17 protein-coding genes and 1 pseudogene are annotated in these 19,742 nt (G+C 55.4%); 5 read left to right on the top strand and 13 right to left on the bottom strand.

Going from position 1 to position 19,742, the window contains the following annotated elements; all coding sequences use genetic code 11:
* Positions 1-136 precede the first annotated feature (136 nt).
* Both Q5Y71_RS00470 and Q5Y71_RS00465 read left to right on the top strand, forming a co-directional pair.
* The gene (locus tag Q5Y71_RS00470) at positions 137-1,987 is read left to right on the top strand and encodes an ATP-binding protein (RefSeq protein WP_306039158.1); all 1,851 of its coding nucleotides are present in this window, start codon (positions 137-139) and stop codon (positions 1,985-1,987) included.
* Positions 1,988-2,381: 394 nt separating this feature from the next.
* Entirely contained in the window at positions 2,382-3,629 is a 1,248-nt protein-coding gene (locus tag Q5Y71_RS00465) for a DUF945 family protein (RefSeq protein WP_306039157.1), read from the top strand.
* A gap of 193 nt (positions 3,630-3,822) precedes the next feature.
* Here the strand turns inward: Q5Y71_RS00465 and Q5Y71_RS00460 are convergent, their stop codons facing one another.
* Entirely contained in the window at positions 3,823-4,569 is a 747-nt protein-coding gene (locus tag Q5Y71_RS00460) for a siderophore-interacting protein (protein WP_306039155.1), read from the bottom strand.
* A 302-nt stretch (positions 4,570-4,871) separates the two neighbouring features.
* Between Q5Y71_RS00460 and Q5Y71_RS00455 the strand changes: the two are divergent.
* Positions 4,872-5,087 (top strand): annotated as a pseudogene (locus Q5Y71_RS00455) (integrase core domain-containing protein); the annotation flags it as partial.
* Positions 5,088-5,571: 484 nt separating this feature from the next.
* Here Q5Y71_RS00455 and Q5Y71_RS00450 read toward each other — a convergent pair.
* The 9 genes from Q5Y71_RS00450 to Q5Y71_RS00410 form a co-directional block, all read right to left on the bottom strand.
* Complete coding sequence (locus tag Q5Y71_RS00450; RefSeq protein WP_306039153.1) at positions 5,572-6,240, bottom strand: O-methyltransferase; 669 nt, start codon at positions 6,238-6,240, stop codon at positions 5,572-5,574.
* 225 nt (positions 6,241-6,465) lie between these two features.
* A complete protein-coding gene (locus Q5Y71_RS00445; protein WP_306039151.1) occupies positions 6,466-6,678 on the bottom strand; it encodes a LexA family transcriptional regulator in 213 nt (70 codons plus the stop codon).
* 195 nt (positions 6,679-6,873) lie between these two features.
* Positions 6,874-7,539 carry a phytanoyl-CoA dioxygenase family protein gene (locus Q5Y71_RS00440; RefSeq protein ID WP_306039150.1) on the bottom strand — a complete coding sequence of 222 codons (666 nt, stop codon included), beginning with the start codon at positions 7,537-7,539 and terminating at the stop codon, positions 6,874-6,876.
* A gap of 371 nt (positions 7,540-7,910) precedes the next feature.
* Positions 7,911-9,695, bottom strand: coding sequence for a DUF885 family protein (locus Q5Y71_RS00435; protein ID WP_306039149.1), 1,785 nt, complete (start codon positions 9,693-9,695; stop codon positions 7,911-7,913).
* A 189-nt stretch (positions 9,696-9,884) separates the two neighbouring features.
* Positions 9,885-10,376 carry a shikimate kinase gene (locus tag Q5Y71_RS00430; protein ID WP_306039147.1) on the bottom strand — a complete coding sequence of 164 codons (492 nt, stop codon included), beginning with the start codon at positions 10,374-10,376 and terminating at the stop codon, positions 9,885-9,887.
* Positions 10,377-10,888: 512 nt separating this feature from the next.
* A complete protein-coding gene (locus Q5Y71_RS00425) occupies positions 10,889-11,896 on the bottom strand; it encodes a fumarylacetoacetate hydrolase family protein (RefSeq protein ID WP_306039145.1) in 1,008 nt (335 codons plus the stop codon).
* Positions 11,893-12,453 (bottom strand): VOC family protein, encoded by a 561-nt coding sequence (locus tag Q5Y71_RS00420; RefSeq protein WP_306039144.1) that lies wholly within the window; start codon positions 12,451-12,453, stop codon positions 11,893-11,895. The genes Q5Y71_RS00425 and Q5Y71_RS00420 overlap by 4 nt, the downstream gene beginning before the upstream one ends.
* A gap of 15 nt (positions 12,454-12,468) precedes the next feature.
* A complete protein-coding gene (gene hppD, locus Q5Y71_RS00415) occupies positions 12,469-13,548 on the bottom strand; it encodes a 4-hydroxyphenylpyruvate dioxygenase (RefSeq protein ID WP_306039142.1) in 1,080 nt (359 codons plus the stop codon).
* Positions 13,549-13,835: 287 nt separating this feature from the next.
* Entirely contained in the window at positions 13,836-14,087 is a 252-nt protein-coding gene (locus Q5Y71_RS00410; protein WP_306039140.1) for a hypothetical protein, read from the bottom strand.
* A 335-nt stretch (positions 14,088-14,422) separates the two neighbouring features.
* Here Q5Y71_RS00410 and Q5Y71_RS00405 point away from each other — a divergent pair, with 335 nt between their 5' ends.
* Positions 14,423-15,403, top strand: coding sequence for a calcium/sodium antiporter (locus Q5Y71_RS00405; protein WP_306039138.1), 981 nt, complete (start codon positions 14,423-14,425; stop codon positions 15,401-15,403).
* 69 nt (positions 15,404-15,472) lie between these two features.
* Here Q5Y71_RS00405 and Q5Y71_RS00400 read toward each other — a convergent pair whose 3' ends face one another.
* The 3 genes from Q5Y71_RS00400 to Q5Y71_RS00390 all read right to left on the bottom strand — a co-directional run bounded on the left by Q5Y71_RS00400 (position 15,473) and on the right by Q5Y71_RS00390 (position 17,981).
* A complete protein-coding gene (locus Q5Y71_RS00400; protein ID WP_306039136.1) occupies positions 15,473-15,796 on the bottom strand; it encodes a chaperone modulator CbpM in 324 nt (107 codons plus the stop codon).
* Between the two features lie 2 nt (positions 15,797-15,798).
* Entirely contained in the window at positions 15,799-16,752 is a 954-nt protein-coding gene (locus tag Q5Y71_RS00395; protein ID WP_306039134.1) for a DnaJ C-terminal domain-containing protein, read from the bottom strand.
* Between the two features lie 272 nt (positions 16,753-17,024).
* Entirely contained in the window at positions 17,025-17,981 is a 957-nt protein-coding gene (locus Q5Y71_RS00390; protein WP_306039133.1) for a LysR family transcriptional regulator, read from the bottom strand.
* A 207-nt stretch (positions 17,982-18,188) separates the two neighbouring features.
* Between Q5Y71_RS00390 and Q5Y71_RS00385 the strand changes: the two genes are divergently transcribed.
* Positions 18,189-19,634 carry an NAD-dependent succinate-semialdehyde dehydrogenase gene (locus Q5Y71_RS00385; RefSeq protein ID WP_306039131.1) on the top strand — a complete coding sequence of 482 codons (1,446 nt, stop codon included), beginning with the start codon at positions 18,189-18,191 and terminating at the stop codon, positions 19,632-19,634.
* The last annotated feature ends 108 nt before the right edge of the window (positions 19,635-19,742 follow it).

Genomic DNA, 19,742 nt, shown 5'->3' with positions numbered 1-19,742 from the left:
CTGCGATCAAAAAACAGACAAAAGGTTGAATTTTGTGCGAAACTGGCGATCTTTGTGGGTACCCACAAATTTGGGCGCCAGTGGACGGCACAATGGAGACCTCCGACCACAGCCGCCTGGGAGCAAACGACCCGATATGCTGAACCGAATCCGACAGTCCATTGTCTACCGCATCGGCACCCTGATGCTGCTCACCGTGCTGGTGGCACTGAGTTCCATGGTGGCTTCCTATATCATCTCCGATGCCGCCGAAAACGATGCCGCCGCAGTGAACCTGGCCGGCTCCCTGCGCGCCATGAGCTACCGGCTGTCCGCCATCGCCCCCTCCGGAGACCTCGCGGCCACCCGTGACCTGGCGGATGAAGTGGCACAGCGCCTGGCAAAGGTGTTGAGCATCTCCGACTTCAGCGCCAGCGACAACCTGCGCGCAGCGCGCCACTACAACAAGGTGATGCACAGTTGGGAACAGGAGATCCGCCCGCTGCTGGAATCCATTGCCGCCAGCCACACCGCCATGGACTCCCAACAACTGGCCAACCGCCTGGAACCGTTTATCACCGATGTGGACACCCTGGTGTTCGACTACCAGACCATCGCCGAGGAGAAGATCAATTTACTCCGTCTGGTACAGCTGGGCTCCCTGTTCGCCACCGTGGTGCTGGTGTATCTCTCCCTGTATATCCTGCACCGCTCCGTGGAGCAGCCCTTGAAGCTGCTCACCAACCGCTCCCTGAGCATCGCTCAGGGGAATTTTCACCAGCCTCCCCTGGAAATCGACAGCGAGGATGAGCTGGGGGTGCTGGCGTGTACCATCAATAATATGAGCGATGAAATACACGCCACTCATCGGGACCTGGCCCACCGCGTGGAGTTGAAAACCGCACAACTGCAAAAGAGCCATGAGGCGCTGGACTTTCAGTACCGCCTGGCGCGACGCATCAGCGAAGGCCCCCTGCCCGGCACCGAACTGGGCCAGTGGCTGGGTGAATTTGCCAATGTGGCTGGCCTGGAAAATCTGGATCTGTGCCTGATGACCCCGGAGGGCGAAGCCCCCTATGAACACCTGGTAGAGGGGTTGGGTAACGAATACTGCAGCGGCAGCGAGTGCCGCATGTGCGTGAACACCTGCGGCCCCTCTGAAGAGGGCGAGAGCCGCGTATACCGCTTTCCCCTGGAAGTGGACAAGCGCAACTACGGTGTATTGATGTGCAGCCTGCCCCGTGGGGACAGTCTCGATGAGGAGCAGCAGCAGCGCCTGGGCACTTTCGCCGACAGCGTCACCGCCGCCATCGCCATCAATGAGCGCGAGGCTCAGGACCGGCGCGTGGCCCTGCTGGATGAGCGCGCCATTATCGCGCGGGAGCTGCACGATTCCCTGGCCCAGTCCCTCTCCTACCTGAAAATCCAGGTAACCCGGCTCAACCGCGCCAACCGCCGCGATCAGGTGGACAGGGTCGCAGTGGAGGAAATCATCGCAGAATTGAAAGAGGGCCTGGATGCCTCCTACCGACAGCTGCGCGAACTGCTCACCACCTTCCGCCTGCAGGTCGGACCCGGCGGACTGCGCAGCATTCTGGAGCAGTCCATCCTCGCCTACCGCGAGCAGCACCCGCAGATCAGCATCCTGCTGGATTACCACCTGGATGAGGTCCCCCTCACCCCCCACGAGGAAATCCACCTGCTGCAGCTGGTGCGCGAGGCCTCGCAAAACGCCGTGTACCATTCCCAGGGAGACAGGGTGGAGATCAGCCTTATCCAGGCCGACAACCACGCCCTCAAGGTATGCATTCGCGACAATGGCATTGGCATCAGCAATGCACCGGAAAAGCGCAACCACTTCGGCATGTCCATCATGCAGGAGCGCGCCAGCAACCTGAACGGCAAGCTGCAAATCCGCCGGCGTGAGGAGGGCGGCACCGAGGTGCAATTTCATTTTGTCCCCCACTACGCGCGCGAGCGGGAGCTGGTATGGCGCGAGGCGGTTTAAGGATTGCCCTGCACAGTGCCAGCCCCGGCCATACGCCGGGCGCCAGAGCTTGTGCAAACGCCTTTTCCCGCCACAGGGTCACACTACCGGCAGTTTTCCATCCGGTTACGGGTAACAGCTGGCCCGGTTCCCAAACCCTGGCACCTCCCCCGTTCGCTGGTGGTATTTTTGCTGTTCTATGCACCCGGCAACCCCGCGGTTGCCGGGTAAAACCCGGACCGGTTGGCTGCCCAAAGCCTACTCGGCAGTGCCTGCCTAGGCGCGCCCCTGAGGCAGATCCGCGGTTACCATCTCGAGTTCTTGCCAGAGCGCGGAAAGCAATGCGCTCCTATCGCACCAACTTCCATACAATCTGCTACCATCGGCGAAATTCCAGCCAAAAAAATGAGTACCTATGAAGCTGCTGCGCGCACTCCTGTTGATTCTGTTTGCCGTGTTGGTGATCTCCGCCCTGGCAGCACCCGGGTTTATCGGCCCCAGGGTGGAGGCAATCTGGAAGCAGCAACTGGGCAGGCTGCAGGGGGGGGCAACCACCGGTTACCAGCGCCACTGGTTTGGTGCCGAAACCCGTACCCAGGTAACCCTGCAAAACGACAAGACAGAGCTGCATACCGAAATCCACCACGGCCCCCTGCTATTTACTGCGCAGGGCCCGAAAGTGGGGCTGGTCTACAGCGAGACCCGCCTGCAGCCGGAGCAATTACCGGCAGGGCTGCGCGCACAGGTGGAGGGGGTATACGGCAGCCTGCAGGACAGCCCGCTGGTCCTCGAATCCCTGGTGACCGCGGACAATCGGGTGCTCAATACCCTGCGCCTGGTTCCTTTTAAACGCATCGATGAGAGCGGAGAACTGGCCTTTGACGGCGGTGAGGTATCGGTGGAAACCGACTATACCGGTGCAGTGCTCACCGGCAGTGTGGACCTGGGCAAGCTGCACCAGACCCGCCAGGGCGCAGAGGTTCTCTATGTGGAGCCGCTGAAAGGAACCTTTCAGTTTACACCCGGCCGCGGCGGAAATGCCCAGTTACACCTGCCACTGCTGCGCGCGGAATCGGACTCCGGCCCGGTGGCGCTGCGCAATATCAGCCTGAACCTGACCCTGGAACAACTGGCCGGAAATACCCTAAAGCTGATCAGCGACCTGCAGTTGCCCGAGGTGGAATCGACCACTCCGATAACCTCTGTTCAACAGCAGATAACACTACCGAATATCAGGGCTATGGATCTGGGGCACTACCTGGGCGCCCTGCTGCCATCGGCACGGAGGGACTGGCCAAACGCAATGCGCCCGCCGCTGCGATTGCAACAACAGCTGGCGGTGGAATCCCGCAACGGCCCGGTACTGGTGGACGCCGAGATTGATTGGCGCGGTATGCAGCACCCTCCACGCCAGCGTTACGGCAACCTCCTCAATCAGTGGCTGAAGCCCCTGGTGGCCACCGTGACCCTGAGCGCAGCGGAACCGGCTCTGTTGCAGTCGCCTTTGGTGGCACAGGCGTTGTTATTGCGGGAATACGGCCTGCTTCTGGAGCAGGATGGCGAACTCCAGATGCTCCTTGAAGTGAATCGGGGCCAGCTTAAGATCAACGGCCAGCTATTGCCGCCCGATCTGTTTGTTATGGCGCTCACCGGAAACCTCTAACAACCTGTTGAAAAGGGATTGCATCGCCTTTCTCAAAGGCTTTGCGGCATAAGTCTGTAAAGTCTTCGCTAAGTTCGACAATATCAATAGGTGAGCCCAATTTTTTGGATAATGCTGCATATATCAGTAAGCGCTCATTCTAGGGTGTCATTCACCGCAGCCCATGCCGACAACATCGACTACCACAGCCGGATTACCGCATACCGCACTCCGTATCCTCCTGCTTGGCAAGCTTGTGCTGATCTGCGCTGAACCCAATTTTCCAATAGCTGGAAACATAGCGAAGGCTGCTGGGAATTTCTCTCTCTTCCCGGAAATATTTCCGAAGCCTCTGCATTTCACTGAATTCACAGGCCGCCCAGACGGCGGCCCTGCCTTCCAACCATTCGAGTGATTCTACGCGCTCGAGGATGCGGGATTCTTCAGTCTGTGAAGACGGATTGACCACCCAGTGCAACTCCATGCCTTCCGGATGTGGCAAGTCCTGAATATCGGACTCGTCTACCACCTCTATCACGGCATGGCCCCGCGCCGTCTGTGGCAAGGTTGCCAGGTTGACGCTGATGGCCGGCAGCGCCGTCATGTCTCCCACAAGCAGAAACCAGTCCGCATTTTGGCTGATCAGTTTTTTCGCTCCGGGTCCTACCATGTCGATACGGCCCCCGGGCTTGGCCGCCAGCGCCCAGCTGGAAGCGGGACCGGTGTTGTCGTGGATGACAAAATCAATATCGATTTCCCCATCCCGCTGATGGCGAATAGTGTAGGTGCGCATCAGCGGGCGAGATTCTCCCGCGTTCGGGAAAATCAATTTTACATAAGCGCTCTCCAGGTCTTTCGGAAAGCCGGCCAGAGCTTCTCCACCCAAGGTGATCCGCAGCATATGCGGGGTGATGTAGGTAGAGCCGAGCACTTCGAGATTTCTCGGGGCGGGTCTTAGCATGGTATTAACCTCCTGCAGCCTGGGAAAGGTTCTCCGGTATGACGGCAGCAATGCGGTTAAAGGTTTCAACCTGGTCCCGGCTGAGTTGCTTCGTCATTTGTATGTTCAGGTCCTCATGGTATATATTGTAAAGAACGTTTTTCTTGAAAAACTTCCATAACCGTTCATTCAAATTTAATTCTGGAGAGTAGACAGGTAAAAAGTAACCGTCCGGTAATCTCATTTACTCAGCCAAACTCTACGCTGTAATTTAGGTGTCCACCTATCAACAAGTGGACATCTAATATGAGTGAAATTATCGTGAGCGATTTCACAAGACTATTCTGCAGGAGTTTTATCAGCCGTCACTACGACGCAAGATTTATAGCTCGCTGGAGGATCTGCAGATGGATCTAGACGAATGGCTCAATTATTACAATAATGAACGAACCCACCAAGGCAGGAAGTGCTGTGGCCGTACGCCAGTACAAACGCTTGAAGATGGCCAAAAGATCTGGATGGAAAAGTTCGTGAACTGAACCTGACCTGACAGAGCGCCGTCAGAAAAACCGGTAACTGTCAGATCAAGTCTGAACTACTACATTTAACCATTACCGCATTCTTGGGCCAATTGGCGATATGCCTCCAGCCGGATACGAAAACCTGTATTATCAAGAAACCGAGTCTGCCCAAGCGGCATGACTCAAATCAAATTGCCTCCGACAAACCCGGGGGGATTCATCACCTTTGTCTACCGCACTCCCCTGTATCCCACCATACTTTACACCGCGATATCCTCCGATTGTATAACACCTCAACCTGCGGAAAATTCGTGACAATTCCTTCCAGTTTGCGATGTTTGACACCCATGTTTAACCCTGCTTCTGCTTATTACACGGGGAGGACCAATGATATCACTTACAATCTGCCACCGTTTGGCAAATACGATCTGAAAAAAGCCAGCAGTCGCCTCAGGAAACGTTGCATGACCAAAAGAAAGCCTCTCTCGCTCCGAATCGAAACTCAAGCATCTCTTTTAGTAACAATGGTTAACCCGTCCCCAACGGGCAAAAGCAGCATATCAACCCGGTTGTCTTTATGAATTTTCTGATTCAGGGCTTTGATGGCCAGGGTATCCGGGTCGTTTTTGTCGTCATCTGCAACACTGCCTCCCCAGAGTACGTTGTCGACTAAAATAAGACCACCGGGGCGGATCAATTGCAGGCACTGTTCGTAGTAAGTGTCATAGCCCGTCTTATCGGCATCAATAAAGGCCATGTCAAACTGGTTGTGTTGCTTTTGCTCGATCAGCTTTGCCAGAGTCTCAGAAGCAGGGGCAAGATAGAGTTTTATTTTCTGAGAGCACCCTGCCTGCGTCCAAAAGGCTCTGGCTGTGTCAGTGTATTGTTTATTGATGTCGCAGGCGATCATTTCCCCGGTTTCCGGCAGGGCCATGGCCACAGACAATGCGCTGTAACCGGTGAACACACCCACCTCAATCGTTCTCCTGGCCTTTATCAGTCTTGCCAACAGCGCCATCAGCTGCCCTTGTTCGGGTGAGATTTGCATCTCAGCCTGGGTACAAGTGCGGGTGACATTCCTAAGTTCAATCAGTACAGGGTGCTCTCGCATGCCGGTGTTAAGGATATATTCCCGTACAGTAGGAGGAAAATCTCGAGTTTGGCTGCTCATAAGATATGCTCATTTCCATTGACTTGAGAGATGATATGATCGCGCAAGGCCAGTATGCTTCTCTGTAGCCAATTTGACAATTCGACCCCTCGCCAGCACCATTTTCGCTCAACACAGGGCCCTGTGCAGCGGTAATACCATGCCAACCGTTCATCCTTCAACACTGCGCCCTCTCGACTCAGAAGTTACTCTCTAAGCTGGCTGAATATACAAACAGCAGTTGGTTCAACCTCCTCTATGGTAGCGAACCGACGCTTTCACCACTCCTCCCACTACCAGCTCCTGACCCTCCAAGACAGAAATGGCCGGGCACTTGGAGTTGGCCGACAATAAGCATCCTCGCTTCCTGTCTAGAATTTTGCATGTTAACTGGCCATCCAGAGCCACCACTACAACATCACCATGTACCGGAGTTAGCGATCGATCGACAATAAGCAAGTCACGATTGGAAATACGACTTAGAGGCGTACGAAAAGCGAAATGAAGTGGAGAGACTGTTTCGACGCCTGAAGGGCTTCAGAAGAATTTTCTCTCGCTTTGACAAACTGGATGTTGTTTTCACGTTTTTTATTCACTTTGCGCTTATTGCCGATACTTTAATTAGTGTGAACAGGCCCTAACTGATTACCTGCTTTACGCCCATGTGATATCTGCAGGTAATGTGTAGCTACTGTACTCAAGATGCAAAATCCGGCGCTGAGAAGGATTTGACCCTTTGCTGGATGAATGCAGCATATGAGGGCGCATCACTAAAGCAGATCCCGCCGGTGCCTTGCAAGTCACGAAATCATGATTTTTTGCATATTCTTGGATATCGGCATGATCTAAAATACCTAATCTGTGGCTATTAGGTAACACTTTAAGACAACCATTCTCTAGATCAGTGTTATCCAGATGGATTCTGAAAGTTACCATTTGATTGAGAACTTCAACTGGAGGCTGGACGTGATAAATTCCATCTTTGATGCTCCACGACTGCCAATTTTCTTTTTCAAATTTTTCCGAAACGGCTACGGTTCTATCCTGATGCCATGTGACAAACCAGTTAGTTTCTTCTGTCTTGTTAAATAATATCACGCGGACCAAACTGGCTTTTCCCGGAAGGTAGCCGCTTGCCAGGTCTCTTATTTTCTGCGACTCCGCTAACTCACGTATTGAAGAAAACTTTTTCTCAGCATTTCGGATACCTCCAACTTTAGCTGTTATCTTAATGGCTTGGATATCGCGGTTTATGGATTTTATTTGACCAGCAGATAAAACCCTTGCAATCATTTCATAGCCATATTCTAAAACTGGCATTTAATTTTATCCTTGATGAGCCTGTAACAGATCAGCTCAACGGATCACGTGTGGCGTAGTCGTCTTGTGGAATTCCTTCAGGGCCTGTAGCGAACCCCACTCACTTGTTAGGCATTTGGGGAATGTATCTCATATACTAGTGCATATCCTGATAGGACTGGAAAAGGCAGCCAGTTGCCGTAGTCTTCGCGCTTTTTCTACGACAAGAGATATGCACTCGCAAATTCAATCTTGGGCTTTATTTTCCCATGATTAAGAGGGATTGAGCATTTGGTAAAAGACAATAAATCCTGCGCGACAACTCAAGCACCGACCAACGTGATTTATCATTCGAATCTCCCCGTTGGAATGAATCCATATTCAACCCCTTGCTAAGGGGCTTTCTGCTCGGCGATAAAGCGCTGTATCTGCGTTTCCAGCATGGAAAGCGGCAGGGCGCCGTTACTGAGAATGGCGTCGTGGAATGCCCGCAGATCAAACTTGTCCCCAAGGGCCTTTTCTGCCTGGGCGCGCAGCTGGCGAATTTTGATCTCACCCATCTTGTAGGAGAGCGCCTGTCCCGGCCAGGAGATGTAGCGGTCCACTTCCGCACGCACATTGGCCGGCGACAGTGAGGTGTTGTCAGAGAGAAAATCCAGGGCCTGCTGGCGGGTCCAGCTCTGGGAGTGGATACCCGTATCGATTACCAGGCGGGCGGCGCGCCACATTTCATAGCTGAGGCGCCCAAAGTGCTCGTAGGGAGTGGTATACAGACCCATCTCCTTGCCGAGGCGTTCCGAGTAGAGAGCCCAGCCTTCACCGAAGGCGCTCAAGTAAAGGTTGCGGCGAAAGTCCGGTACATTTTCCAGCTCCTGGGAAAGCGCGTTTTGCAGGTGGTGCCCCGGTACCGCCTCATGCAGGGTCAGCGCCGGCAACTCGTACAGGGGACGCTGGTTCAGTCCGTGGGTGTTCAGCCAGTAGGCACCGCCGCGGATACCGCCAATGGCGGCGGGGTTATAGGAAGCCGTGGTGTAGTTGGGGGCTATCTCACTGGGCACCGGCACCACACCATAGGGCGTGCGCGGCAGCACATTGAAAAATTCCGGCAAGCGGTAGTCGATACGCTTGGCGATATAGGCGGTTTCCTTCAACAGTGCTTCCGATGTGTTGGCATAAAACTGCGGAGCTGTACGCAGGAAGTGGGTAAACTCCTCAAAGCTGCCCTTAAAGCCGGATTCTTTGATCAAGGCTTCCATTTCCGCGCGGATGCGCCCCACCTCTTCAAGTCCGATGCGGTGGATCTGCGCCGGGCTCATATCCATGGTGACATAATAACGAATATTATGACGGTAGTACTCGCTGCCATCGCGCATCTGTTCTGCGCCAATGGCCTCACTGGCAGCCTTGCGATACTCTCCCTCAAGGAAGTCGGCAACGCGGGCAAAAGCCGGGATGGCCACTTGCCGAATTGCTTCTGTACCGGCATCGCGCAGGCGTTGTTGTTCTTCAGCTGGAATAGATTCGGGCATTTCCGCGAAGGGCTTGTACAAACTGCTCTCGGTGGGGTCTGAGTAGACCTGTGCACGCACTGTGGGCGCTATCCCTTCCACCACAATCCTGGGCAGTACAAAGCCGGTGCGTATGCCCTCGCGCATATTGGCGATGTTTTCATCGAAGTAGCGGCCGAACTCTCTAATCCGGGCAATATAATCCTCGTAATCGCTGACCCGGTGCATGGCCAGACCCCGGTTGGCATTCAGTGCACTGCTGTAGAAGCTGGAGAAAGTGTTCAGGGGAATCCGCTCTAGAAACAGCGTCTTACTCTCAATGCCGTTTTCCAGAACCCATGCAAACAATTCACGGTTGATCCTGTCCGATTCGGCCAAATCCTTTGCATCCACTGCGTTGAGGCGATTGAGGAACCGGCGTTCAGCCTCCAGGCGGCGCGCGCGATCCTCGGCAGTCACCCCCGGCAGCTGCCGGTTATATTCCCGCACACCCATGCGCCCGGCGGTAATGGGGTCTTCGCGTAAACTGTATTTCCAGTGGTCCTTAATCACACTGTGCAGTTGCTCGGTAGCCGTAGCGGCCCAACCCAATGGGGCAAGAAGACAGGTGACCACCAGGGCACCGGAGAATCGAATAAGGCGGTTGTTCAGGGTGCAGCCAGATTTCACTGTTTTTTCCATTATTCTGTTCAAATCATCTCGTAACCATAACATGGGTGGCGTAATCGAGGGCTGCTTTTTGCGACCGGAAACTCCTTCCGGATTTCCGGTCGCCTGGAGAAAGACAATAATCTTTACGGCTGGTTATAATACAGCGTTTTAAACACCCTCTATAGAGGCAAAGGCAATTGTATCGAATCAGTGTTTGTTCACCTGATTCTCGGTATAAATCCTCTTATTGCCTTGAAAAGTATCGTAAAAGTTACGATGTGATTGATAGGCGCATGTATCTGACCTTAGTTTATATTCCCCAATCCAGCTGACCAGTATTTCCAGGTTTGCGTCTTGGGCTTCTTTGGCCTTGTACTTGTGCGGCTCCCAAGGGCGATTCCTGGCGTTGACGATATATTGTTCAACGCTGAGGTCTATAAATATTATTTCCGTGGCTTCATACCTCAGAAGTACCAGTAAATCAGTGTGGCATCCCTCGACAACCCATCCATTCTGCTCCCGCAGAAAACTATTTATCCTTCTCCGTGATTCTTCAATAGGCCTTCTTCGAGGTGGCGATATTGGCAGCCATGCCAAAAGATCTAGATCCAAATGGGTCAAACCCTCTTTACCTGCAATATGTCTGGCAAGTGTAGATTTCCCAGAACCGGAATTTCCAAAAATTAAAATTTTCCTCATCACAACCTCCAGGTTTAATATCAAAAAACCCCATGGATAACCGTAGACAAATCGCAGCCGCTAGAAAAGGCGAACAACTCGTTATGGGCACAGAAGCTAAAAGTGGGACTGGGGTTACCTGCTAAGATATGAACTCTCTAAGTTGGATTTGGTTGGCATCAGGATCAATAATATTGCACACTTTAAATAAAGGCTATTTGATTAAAAAAGTAAAACCCTGAGTGAAAATGGCTTACCCGTAATTATTCATGGTTTTGCTCATGGTATTCTCCGGTTCAGAGTACGGAGGCATGAGCAGTTACACAATTTAATTTACACTCTCATCCATTGGCTACGTGCAAACGGGAACAACCCCCAGGGCCAATACATGACCACACCCAGGAATACCAGACTGGCTTGGACTGGGAAAACAGAGGAAAGACTTTTCTGATAAAAAACCCGACCGAACAAGAGACTGCTGCTTGAAAAGCCGCAGTCCACTGAACAGGGCCGGATTTGGTGTCGAATGTCGCTTAAGCCTGCTCTATGGCCTGCTCAATACGTCCAAAGACAGATTGACCATCCCCGTCAAACATTTCAATGGCAATGGTATTGCCAAAATCCATAAATGGCGTGCTCGGGGAACCCTGCTGAATGGTTTCTATCATGCGGATCTCGGCGATACAGCTGTAGCCGACACCACCCTCTGCCACGGGTCTACCGGGGCCGTCATCCAATTTATTGGATACGGTACCGGAACCTATAATGGTGCCTGCACAAAGTGGACGGGTTTTGGCAGCGTGGGCAATCAGTTGACCGAAGTGGAACGTCATATCCACACCGGCATTGGGCTCACCAAACTTCTGTCCGTTCAGCCGGGAAACCAGCGGCAAATGCAATTTGCCCTCACGCCAGTTTTCACCCAGTTGCGCGGGCGTGACACACACCGGTGAAAAGGCGCTGGAGGGTTTGGACTGGTAAAAACCGAACCCCTTGGCCAACTCCGCAGGAATCAACCCGCGCAGGGAGACGTCGTTTACCAGCATCACCAGCTTGATATGAGAGAGTGCATCCTCGGCAGACACCCCCATAGGCACGTCGTCGGTGATCACGGCGATTTCCGCTTCAAAGTCGATACCAAAGCCGTTGCTCTGGGGCATCTTCACCGGCTCCCGTGGCGCCAGGAAGGTATCGGACCCCCCCTGGTACATCAGAGGGTCAGTGTAAAAACTCTCCGGCACCTCGGCACCGCGGGCCTTGCGCACCAGTTCCACATGGTTTACATAGGCGCTGCCATCGGCCCATTGGTAGGCGCGCGGCAGAGGCGAGGCGCACCGGGTCTGATCGAACGTTTCCCCCTGGATCTCACCATTTTGCAGGCGCTGGCGCAGTGTCTCCAGTTCACTGTTGACTGCTGCCCAGTTGTCCAGGGCGCTCTGCAGGGTGGGTGCAATATCACTGGCAGAAGCCATACGGGTAAGATCATCACTGACGACAACCAGTTGGCCGTCGCGACCGGATTTCAGGCTGGCTAACTTCACTGTGGGTCCCCTTCAGATTTTTCCACAAACTCTCCCTCCCCGTGCATCCACGCAGCATGCCTTGGGGCTTTTTTCGTGCGCGACCACTCTTCCAGCATATCCTCAGCCACCCGTTTCAATTCTTTGTGCATGCCGGGCCTAGCGGTATTGGCGGCCAGTTCGATGCGGTGGCCGTTGGGATCGAAGAAATAGATCGACTGGAAAATCGTGTGGTTGGTGGGGCCGAGCACATCGACCCCAGCCGCTTCCAGTCGCGTTTTGGTCGCGAGCAGTTCCTCCATAGACTCCACTTCGAAGGCGATGTGCTGCACCCACTTGGGGGTATTTTCATCGCGCCCCATCTCCGGGGAATTGGGGATTTCGAAGAAGGCGAGCACATTTCCCATACCCGCATCCAAAAACACATGCATGTAAGGGTCCGGCTCACCGGTTGAGGGTACCTCATTTTCGGCAATGGCCAGCTGGAAGTCCATGCCGAGAAGATCGCGGTAGAATGCCACGGTCTCCTTGGCGTCCCTGCAGCGATAGGCCACATGGTGAATGCGCTTGATGCCCATTGAAGCCTCCGGTTTTTATTCCTTTTCCTTGATTACGCCACGCTTGAGCTGGTCGCGCTCAATGGATTCGAACAGGGCCTTGAAGTTGCCTTCGCCGAAGCCTTCATCTTCCTTGCGCTGGATAAACTCGAAAAATACCGGGCCGAGCATATTCGCAGAGAAAATCTGCAACAGCAGGCGCGGTTGGCCGCCTTCGGTGGTGCCATCAAGCAGGATACCGCGTCTCTGGAATTCTTCGGTGGGCTCACCGTGGCCCGGCAGGCGCTCTTCCAGCATTTCATAGTAGGTATCCGGTGGCGGGGTCATAAACTCCATGCCGCGCTCTTTCAGGCGATCCCAGCAGGCCACCAGGTCGTCACAGGCAAAGGCAATATGCTGGATGCCCTCACCGTTGTATTTCATCAGGAACTCTTCGATCTGGCCACCGCCACCGGCCGCCTCTTCATTCAACGGGATACGAATTTTGCCATCCGGCGCGGTCATGGCCTTGGACAGCAGGCCGGTGTACTCGCCCTTGATATCGAAGTAGCGGATCTCGCGGAAATTGAACAGGTCTTCGTAGTACTTGGCCCAGTAGTCCATACGGCCGCGGTATACATTGTGGGTCAGATGATCCAACGTGTGGAAGCCACAGCCTTCGGGACGGCGCTCTACGCCTTCCTCCCAGATAAAGTCGATATCGTAGATGGACTCGCCATCTTTGTAGCGGTCAATCAGATACAGGGTGGCGCCGCCAATACCCTTAATGGCAGGCAGGTGCAGCTCCATTGGGCCGGTATGCACCTGTACTGGCTGCGCGCCTTTACGCAGGGCCTCTTCATAGGCGAACTTGGCGTCTTTCACACGGAAAGCCAGGCCACAGGCGGAGGGGCCGTGCTCTTGGGCATAGTAATCAGCGTGGCTTTTGGGCTCGTAGTTGGTGATAAAGTTGATATCGCCCTGGCGCCACAGCTCCACCTCTTTGGAGCGGTGGCGAGCAACTTTCTCAAAGCCCATAGCCGCAAAAACGGTCTCGAGAATGCCTTTTTCCGGTGCGGTAAACTCCACAAACTCAAAGCCATCGAGACCCATCGGATTTTCAAACAAGTCGGCCATGCAGTCCTCCGTCTCTTATCATCGCGGCGCCTGAAGTCGAGGCTGCGAGTGGTTGATTTAAAGCGCAAGAACTTAGTTGCACATGTAACTAATGTCAAGGGGCCACAAAGAGGTTGGCCGGGGGGTGCCGGCCTGGCTCAGGGGGTCATGAAGACCGTATCCACAGCGCTGCCATCGCCACAAAAACCAGCAACAGGCGTAGCGGTGTCACACTCAGAAAGAACGGCAGTTTGGGCAGGATAGGATGCACACAGGCGTGTTACCAATCTGTAACACGCCCGAAACTATCAGCGCTCCTTGCGGGTACACTTGCCAGCATCCGTGCTGCACATGTGATCCTTATGAAATTTGCCCGCCATTTGATCACACTGGGATTTGGTGACATCGCTGGCACAGGCATTCTCTCCGTGCTGGCAACAACCCATTTCTGATTTATCCATTCCCATTCCTTCGCCCATCCCCTCCTTCTTCTGCCCGCAGGCAGACAGGGTCAGCACCATCACCGCAGCCAGTACTCCAATCGAAGTTTTGAGTCGCATATCGGCCTCCTATCGTTAATCCCGCACAGCAGCTGGTATGGAGATATTGCAGCACCTGCCAGACATGGTCTGACTGGCCTGTGCAGACAATACTCACCAGCCACCCCAACCCCGCACCTGGGGATGGCATTCACACGCCATCCCACGGATTTACCGGGTCATGCAAAGACTGTAGCTCACAGGGGCAAAAAACTGTCTGACTGACCGGACATTTTATTGATTTCCACCACCTGCGCCACACAAAGAGCAGCCCCCCCTGTTTGTATCCGCCAGAGCCGGTACAATCGGCCCCCGTTTGCGGGGCAGTGCCCCCTCTGTTCGATTAAGGATTGCCTATGGTGCTCGCCGCTGTCGCTATCATCGCCGGATTTGTTGTGCTGGTCTGGAGCGCCGATCAGTTTGTGGAAGGTGCCGCAGCTACCGCCAGGCACGCCGGTATGCCCACACTGCTGATCGGTATGGTGGTCGTCGGCTTTGGCACCTCCGCCCCGGAAATGGTGGTCTCCGCCATCGCGGCTTTAAATGGCAGCCCCGGCCTGGCGCTGGGCAACGCCTATGGCTCCAATATTGCCAATACCGGCCTGATCCTCGGCCTCAGCGCACTCATTATTCCCCTGACGGTACACTCAAAAATCGTGCGTAAGGAGCTGCCACTTCTGCTGGCCATCACCCTGCTGAGTGGCGCCTTTTTGTGGAACGACAAGCTGGAACGATGGGAGGCCATTATCCTGTTAACGGGTTTCTTTGCCTTGATCGGCTGGAGTATCTTTTCTGCACTGCAGGGTAAGGGGGATCGAATGGAGGAAGACCTGGCAGGCGAGTTGGAGGCGCACGCCATGCCCCTGGGCCGGGCCCTCTTTTGGGTAGTAACCGGGCTGCTGCTGTTGATTGCCAGTTCCCGTATGCTGGTGTGGGGAGCGGTGACGGTTGCCGAATCCCTGGGGGTCAGCGACCTGGTTATCGGCCTCACCATTGTCGCTCTGGGCACCTCACTGCCGGAACTCGCCGCAACAATCGTGGCTGCGCGCAAGGGGGAGCATGATATCGCCATTGGCAATGTGGTCGGCTCAAACATGTTCAACCTGCTGGCCGTGGTGGGCATCGCCGGCACTATCGCACCTATGCCAAACGTGCCGCCGGAAGTGCTCACAAGGGATTGGCCGATGGTCATCGGCCTGACCATTGCCCTTTTTGTATTCGCTTACGGTTACCGCGGCCAGGGTCGCATCAACCGTTGGGAAGGTGCTGCGCTGCTGCTGGCCTATCTCGGGTATACCGGCTATCTGATTACGACGATTACCAGGGCCGCTCTGTGATTACACTGCGGGGCGGGTTTCCCCCCTTGCGCCCGGGGTCCAGGGTTGCCTGACTCAGGCCCAAGGCCACTATCCCTTGTGCCGCTCCTCCAGCCGGGACAGATGTGCCTGCAGCCGCTCTATTTCTTCAAGTAACTCAATAGCCAGGGCCGCACCGGCAAGATTGACGCCAAGATCCTGCTCCAGGGTATAAACGCGGCGCACCCGGCGCACACAAACACCACTGAAGCGCCAGGAGGCGCCGGCGCGGCTGGGCTCGATAATTCCCTCTTCCACCAGGGTCATAATGCGCTCTGCCGACATACCGCAGGCATGGCAAAGCTCGCCCAGGCTCAGCTCGCTCTCTTCGTCCAACAGCACCCCCGCCACCTGCTCGAACTCTTCGTCTCTCACCTTCAGCCCCCCATGATCTTGCGCGGGTTGAACTCGAACGCCTTGCCAAACTGCCGGTAGGCCTCGCGCTGGGCATCGGTATTGGCCGGGGGTGTTACCGTCTGCAGTACGACAACCATGTCTCCCGGCTGTCTGGCCGGGATTCCCCGGCCCTTGAGACGCAGCTTTTTACCATTGGCGCTGTTGGCGGGAATGGTCATCTTTACCGGCCCATCCGGGGTGGGCACCTGTACCTTGGCCCCAAGTGCGATTTCCCAGGGCGTGAGGGGTAAGTCCAGAAATACGGTCTTGCCCTCGGTATGGTAAAGCGCATGGGGATTGAAACTGATTTCCAAATACAGGTCTCCGGGTGCGCCTGTCCCCATACCCGGCTCGCCCTGTCCCGCCAGGCGTATCTGCTGCCCCCCGATAATGCCCTTGGGAATCTTGACGTTGAGCGTGCGTTCACGAAGCTGCGGGCGCCCGTCTGCACCAAGCGTTGGGTGCTTCAGGGTGATCTGGCGGGTACCCCCGCGGTAACTGTCCTCCAGATCAATCGCTATACGGGCATAGGTGTTCTCCCCCTGGGCGTTGTACTGGCGCCGCTGCCGACTGCCATAGGTCTGGCTGAACCCGCCCCGACCGAAGAGACTTTCGAAAAAGTCGCTGAACGCTTCCGGGTCCGCATTGGTGTAACCACCGCCATGGAATTCGAACCCTTCATCCCAGCCCGGCGGCGGGTGGAAATCCTGGCCGGGCTGGTAGCCGGCGCCAAGCCGGTCGTAAGCGGCGCGCTTCTCCGGGTCCTTGAGCACTTCGTAAGCTTCGTTCACCTCTTTAAAATGTTCTTCGCTGTTCTTTTCACTGCTGACATCAGGATGATATTTACGCGCCAGTTTGCGGTAGGCACGCTTGATCTCGGCCTGATCCGCACCTCGCTCAAGACCGAGTATCCTGTAGTAGTCCTTGTATTCCATGGCATTAATAAAAGCGTATGATCCGGATCTTCGCCACGCAGGCAGGGCAAATAGGCTGGCGCCAGTATAGCGCTACCTTTACAGACAGAGTCGCGGTTAACACTGTCCCATCACGGTGGAGACCCAGTTGGGCCGGGTACCCGCCTGCCAGAATATGGCACAACCGTATCCGGCAACCAGCCGGCTCGGGTGCAGGCCCTGCCACTTGCCGGCAGGTGCGCACATTGGAAATACAGGCAGTGCTCCGTTGTCGAACCGGTCATGCAAGGACGTCAATTCAATGGATTATGTCCGCCCTGATGGCAGGGTGATTCACGAATCACCAAAGCCTCCAGGAACAACCGCACCGCCGGGTGCTCCGCAGCATTTTTTTTGTAAGTGACCGCATTGAGGATGCGGTAGTGAAAGTGCTCCGGCAAGAGAGATACCAGTTTGCCAGCCTCTACATAGCGCCGTGCCAAATATTCGGGCAGAAACCCGATAAAACAGCCGGAGAGGATCATGGCCAGCCGTGCGGCCATATGATTGGCGGTGGAGCGATTGGGGAAAAGGCGGTATAAGTGAGCGGCACCGGAAAATACGGCGTGGCTGGGGGCGGCCAGTGCCTGCTGAGTCAGCAACTCTTCACTTACCCGGTCGGCACTGGCACAGGGATGATTGGCACCGCAGTAGAGAATGGATTGGTGGTGAAACAGGGGCTGGTATTTTAGGCCGGGGCGACGAGAGTGCAGGGGATTGATGCCCACATCGGCGCGATTGGCAAGAATCTCCAATTCCAGCTCCTGGGGGGCAGCCAGCTGCAGCTCCAGTTGTAACTGGGGAGCCCGGTTTCGCAGGCGGTTGATCGTAGCGGGCAGGTCCAGCCGCGGGATTTCCAGCAGATCATCCGGCATCACCAGGCGCAGGGTGCCGGTCAGCTGGGACTGAATGGCGTTTACCTGGCTTTTGAACGCCGCCAGGTGACCGTCCAGCTCCAGGATGGCGCGGTAGAGGTCTTCCCCCTCCGGTGTCAGCTTGAAATCGGCCCGCCCGCGGGAGCGCAGGCACAGCTGCATACCCAGGCGCGCCTCGAGGTCGGAGAGATGCACACTGATGGTGGAGCGGCCGATATTGAGGGCCACTTCTGCCGGGGCCAGGCCACCGGCACGTACCACCTCGCGAAAAACCCGCAACAGGCGCAGGTCCATGTCACTGAGTCGTCCGCTCAGGGCTTTTTTAGTCTTGCGCATTTGGCAGCTTTTCCCCTGTGCTTGTGGGTTCTCTGGCGTAGAGTGTGCACACTTTGCAGACAGCGCAGAAAACAGCTGTTGTACAAGATCGGTTAAAGTTTGATAAATATAAATTATAGTTGCAAAAATAGTACTATTTTCTGCGCTTCACAGCCGCCAGAATCGGCGTAATACCATAACCAAACACTGTTTATCGGGAGTTTTCTCGTGAAACTGGCAAATCCAGACCTGTTGAAATTTCAGAATTATATTGATGGCACCTGGCGGGCTGCTGCGCGCACCATGGCGGTGTGCGATCCTGCCAATGGCGAGCTGCTGGGCAATGTGGCCGATGGTTCGGCGGCGGATGCAGAGACCGCCGTGACCGCTGCCACTGCTGCCTTGCCGGAATGGCGCCGCCGCACTGCGGCTGAGCGCGCCGCCACCCTCAAGCGATGGTACCAGTTGATTGTGGAAAACAGCGGGGATCTGGCACGCATTCTTACCCTGGAGCAAGGCAAGCCCCTGGCGGAAGCCCAGGGCGAGATTCTCTATGGCGCCTCGTTTATCGAGTGGTTTGCCGAGGAGTGCCGCCGGGTCTATGGACAGACCATTCCCACCCACAACCCGGCCATGCGATTGAGCACTATCCGCCAGCCAGTGGGGGTGGTTTCCTGCATCACCCCGTGGAATTTCCCCAATGCCATGATCACCCGCAAGGCGGCACCGGCGCTGGCCGCCGGCTGTACCGTGGTGATCAAGCCCGCCCAGGAAACCCCGCTGTCTGCGCTGGCACTGTGTCAGCTGGCGCATGAGGCTGGCCTGCCAAAGGGAACCATCAATGTGGTGACCGGTAGCGATGCCGCCGGTATCGGCAGGGTGCTGACCCAGGATCCGCGTGTGGCTAAATTCACATTTACCGGTTCCACCGCTGTGGGCAAACTGCTGATGGCCCAGTGTGCCAGCACCGTCAAAAAAATGTCCATGGAACTCGGCGGCAATGCGCCGTTTATCGTTTTTGATGATACGGATATGGACACGACGGTGAAAGCCTGTATGGCCACCAAGTTTCGCAACGCGGGCCAGGTGTGTGTGGCCACCAACCGCATCTATGTGCATCAAGCCGTACATGATGAGTTTGTTGAGAAGCTGCGCACCGAAATGACCGCACTGAAGATCGGTCACGGCACAGAGGCCGGGATCAATATGGGCCCAATGATCTTCCGCCGCGCGGTGGAGCGGGTTTGGGACCTGGTGCAGGATGCAGTGGCATCCGGTGCAAACCTGGAAATCGGTGGCGAGCCACTGCCAAATGGCGAGAATTATTTTGCACCCACTTTGCTTACCGGTGTGTCCGACGATATGCGTATCGCTACAGAGGAGAATTTTGGCCCCATTGCTGCGGTGCAACAATTTACCGACGAAACCGATGTAATCCGCCGCGCAAACGCTACACCCTATGGCCTCGCCGCTTATGTGATGAGTGAGAATATCCGACGCGCGAATCGTGTGGTGGAAGCACTGGAATACGGCATGGTGGCCTGCAATACCGGCGTTTTCTCCACCACCGTGGCACCGTTCGGCGGCAATAAGGAGTCGGGCATTGGCCGCGAGGGCGGTGTCGAGGGCATGGCCGAATTTTATGAGACCAAATACTGCTGCTTCGGCACCTGATGCCGGCTTTGAACGACAACGACTCGTGCTTGTCCATACCGGTGGAAAGCACCTGAAACAAGCGCCGGGAGCCCGTAGCTCCCGCACCGATACACATTGAAATTTCAG

The sequence above is a fragment of the Microbulbifer sp. 2205BS26-8 genome, assembly GCF_030731025.1.
GTDB classification, from domain to species: Bacteria; Pseudomonadota; Gammaproteobacteria; order Pseudomonadales; family Cellvibrionaceae; genus Microbulbifer; species Microbulbifer spongiae.
The sequence above is the reverse complement of the archived record's forward strand: the minus strand, read 5'-3'. Positions and strand labels throughout refer to the sequence as shown.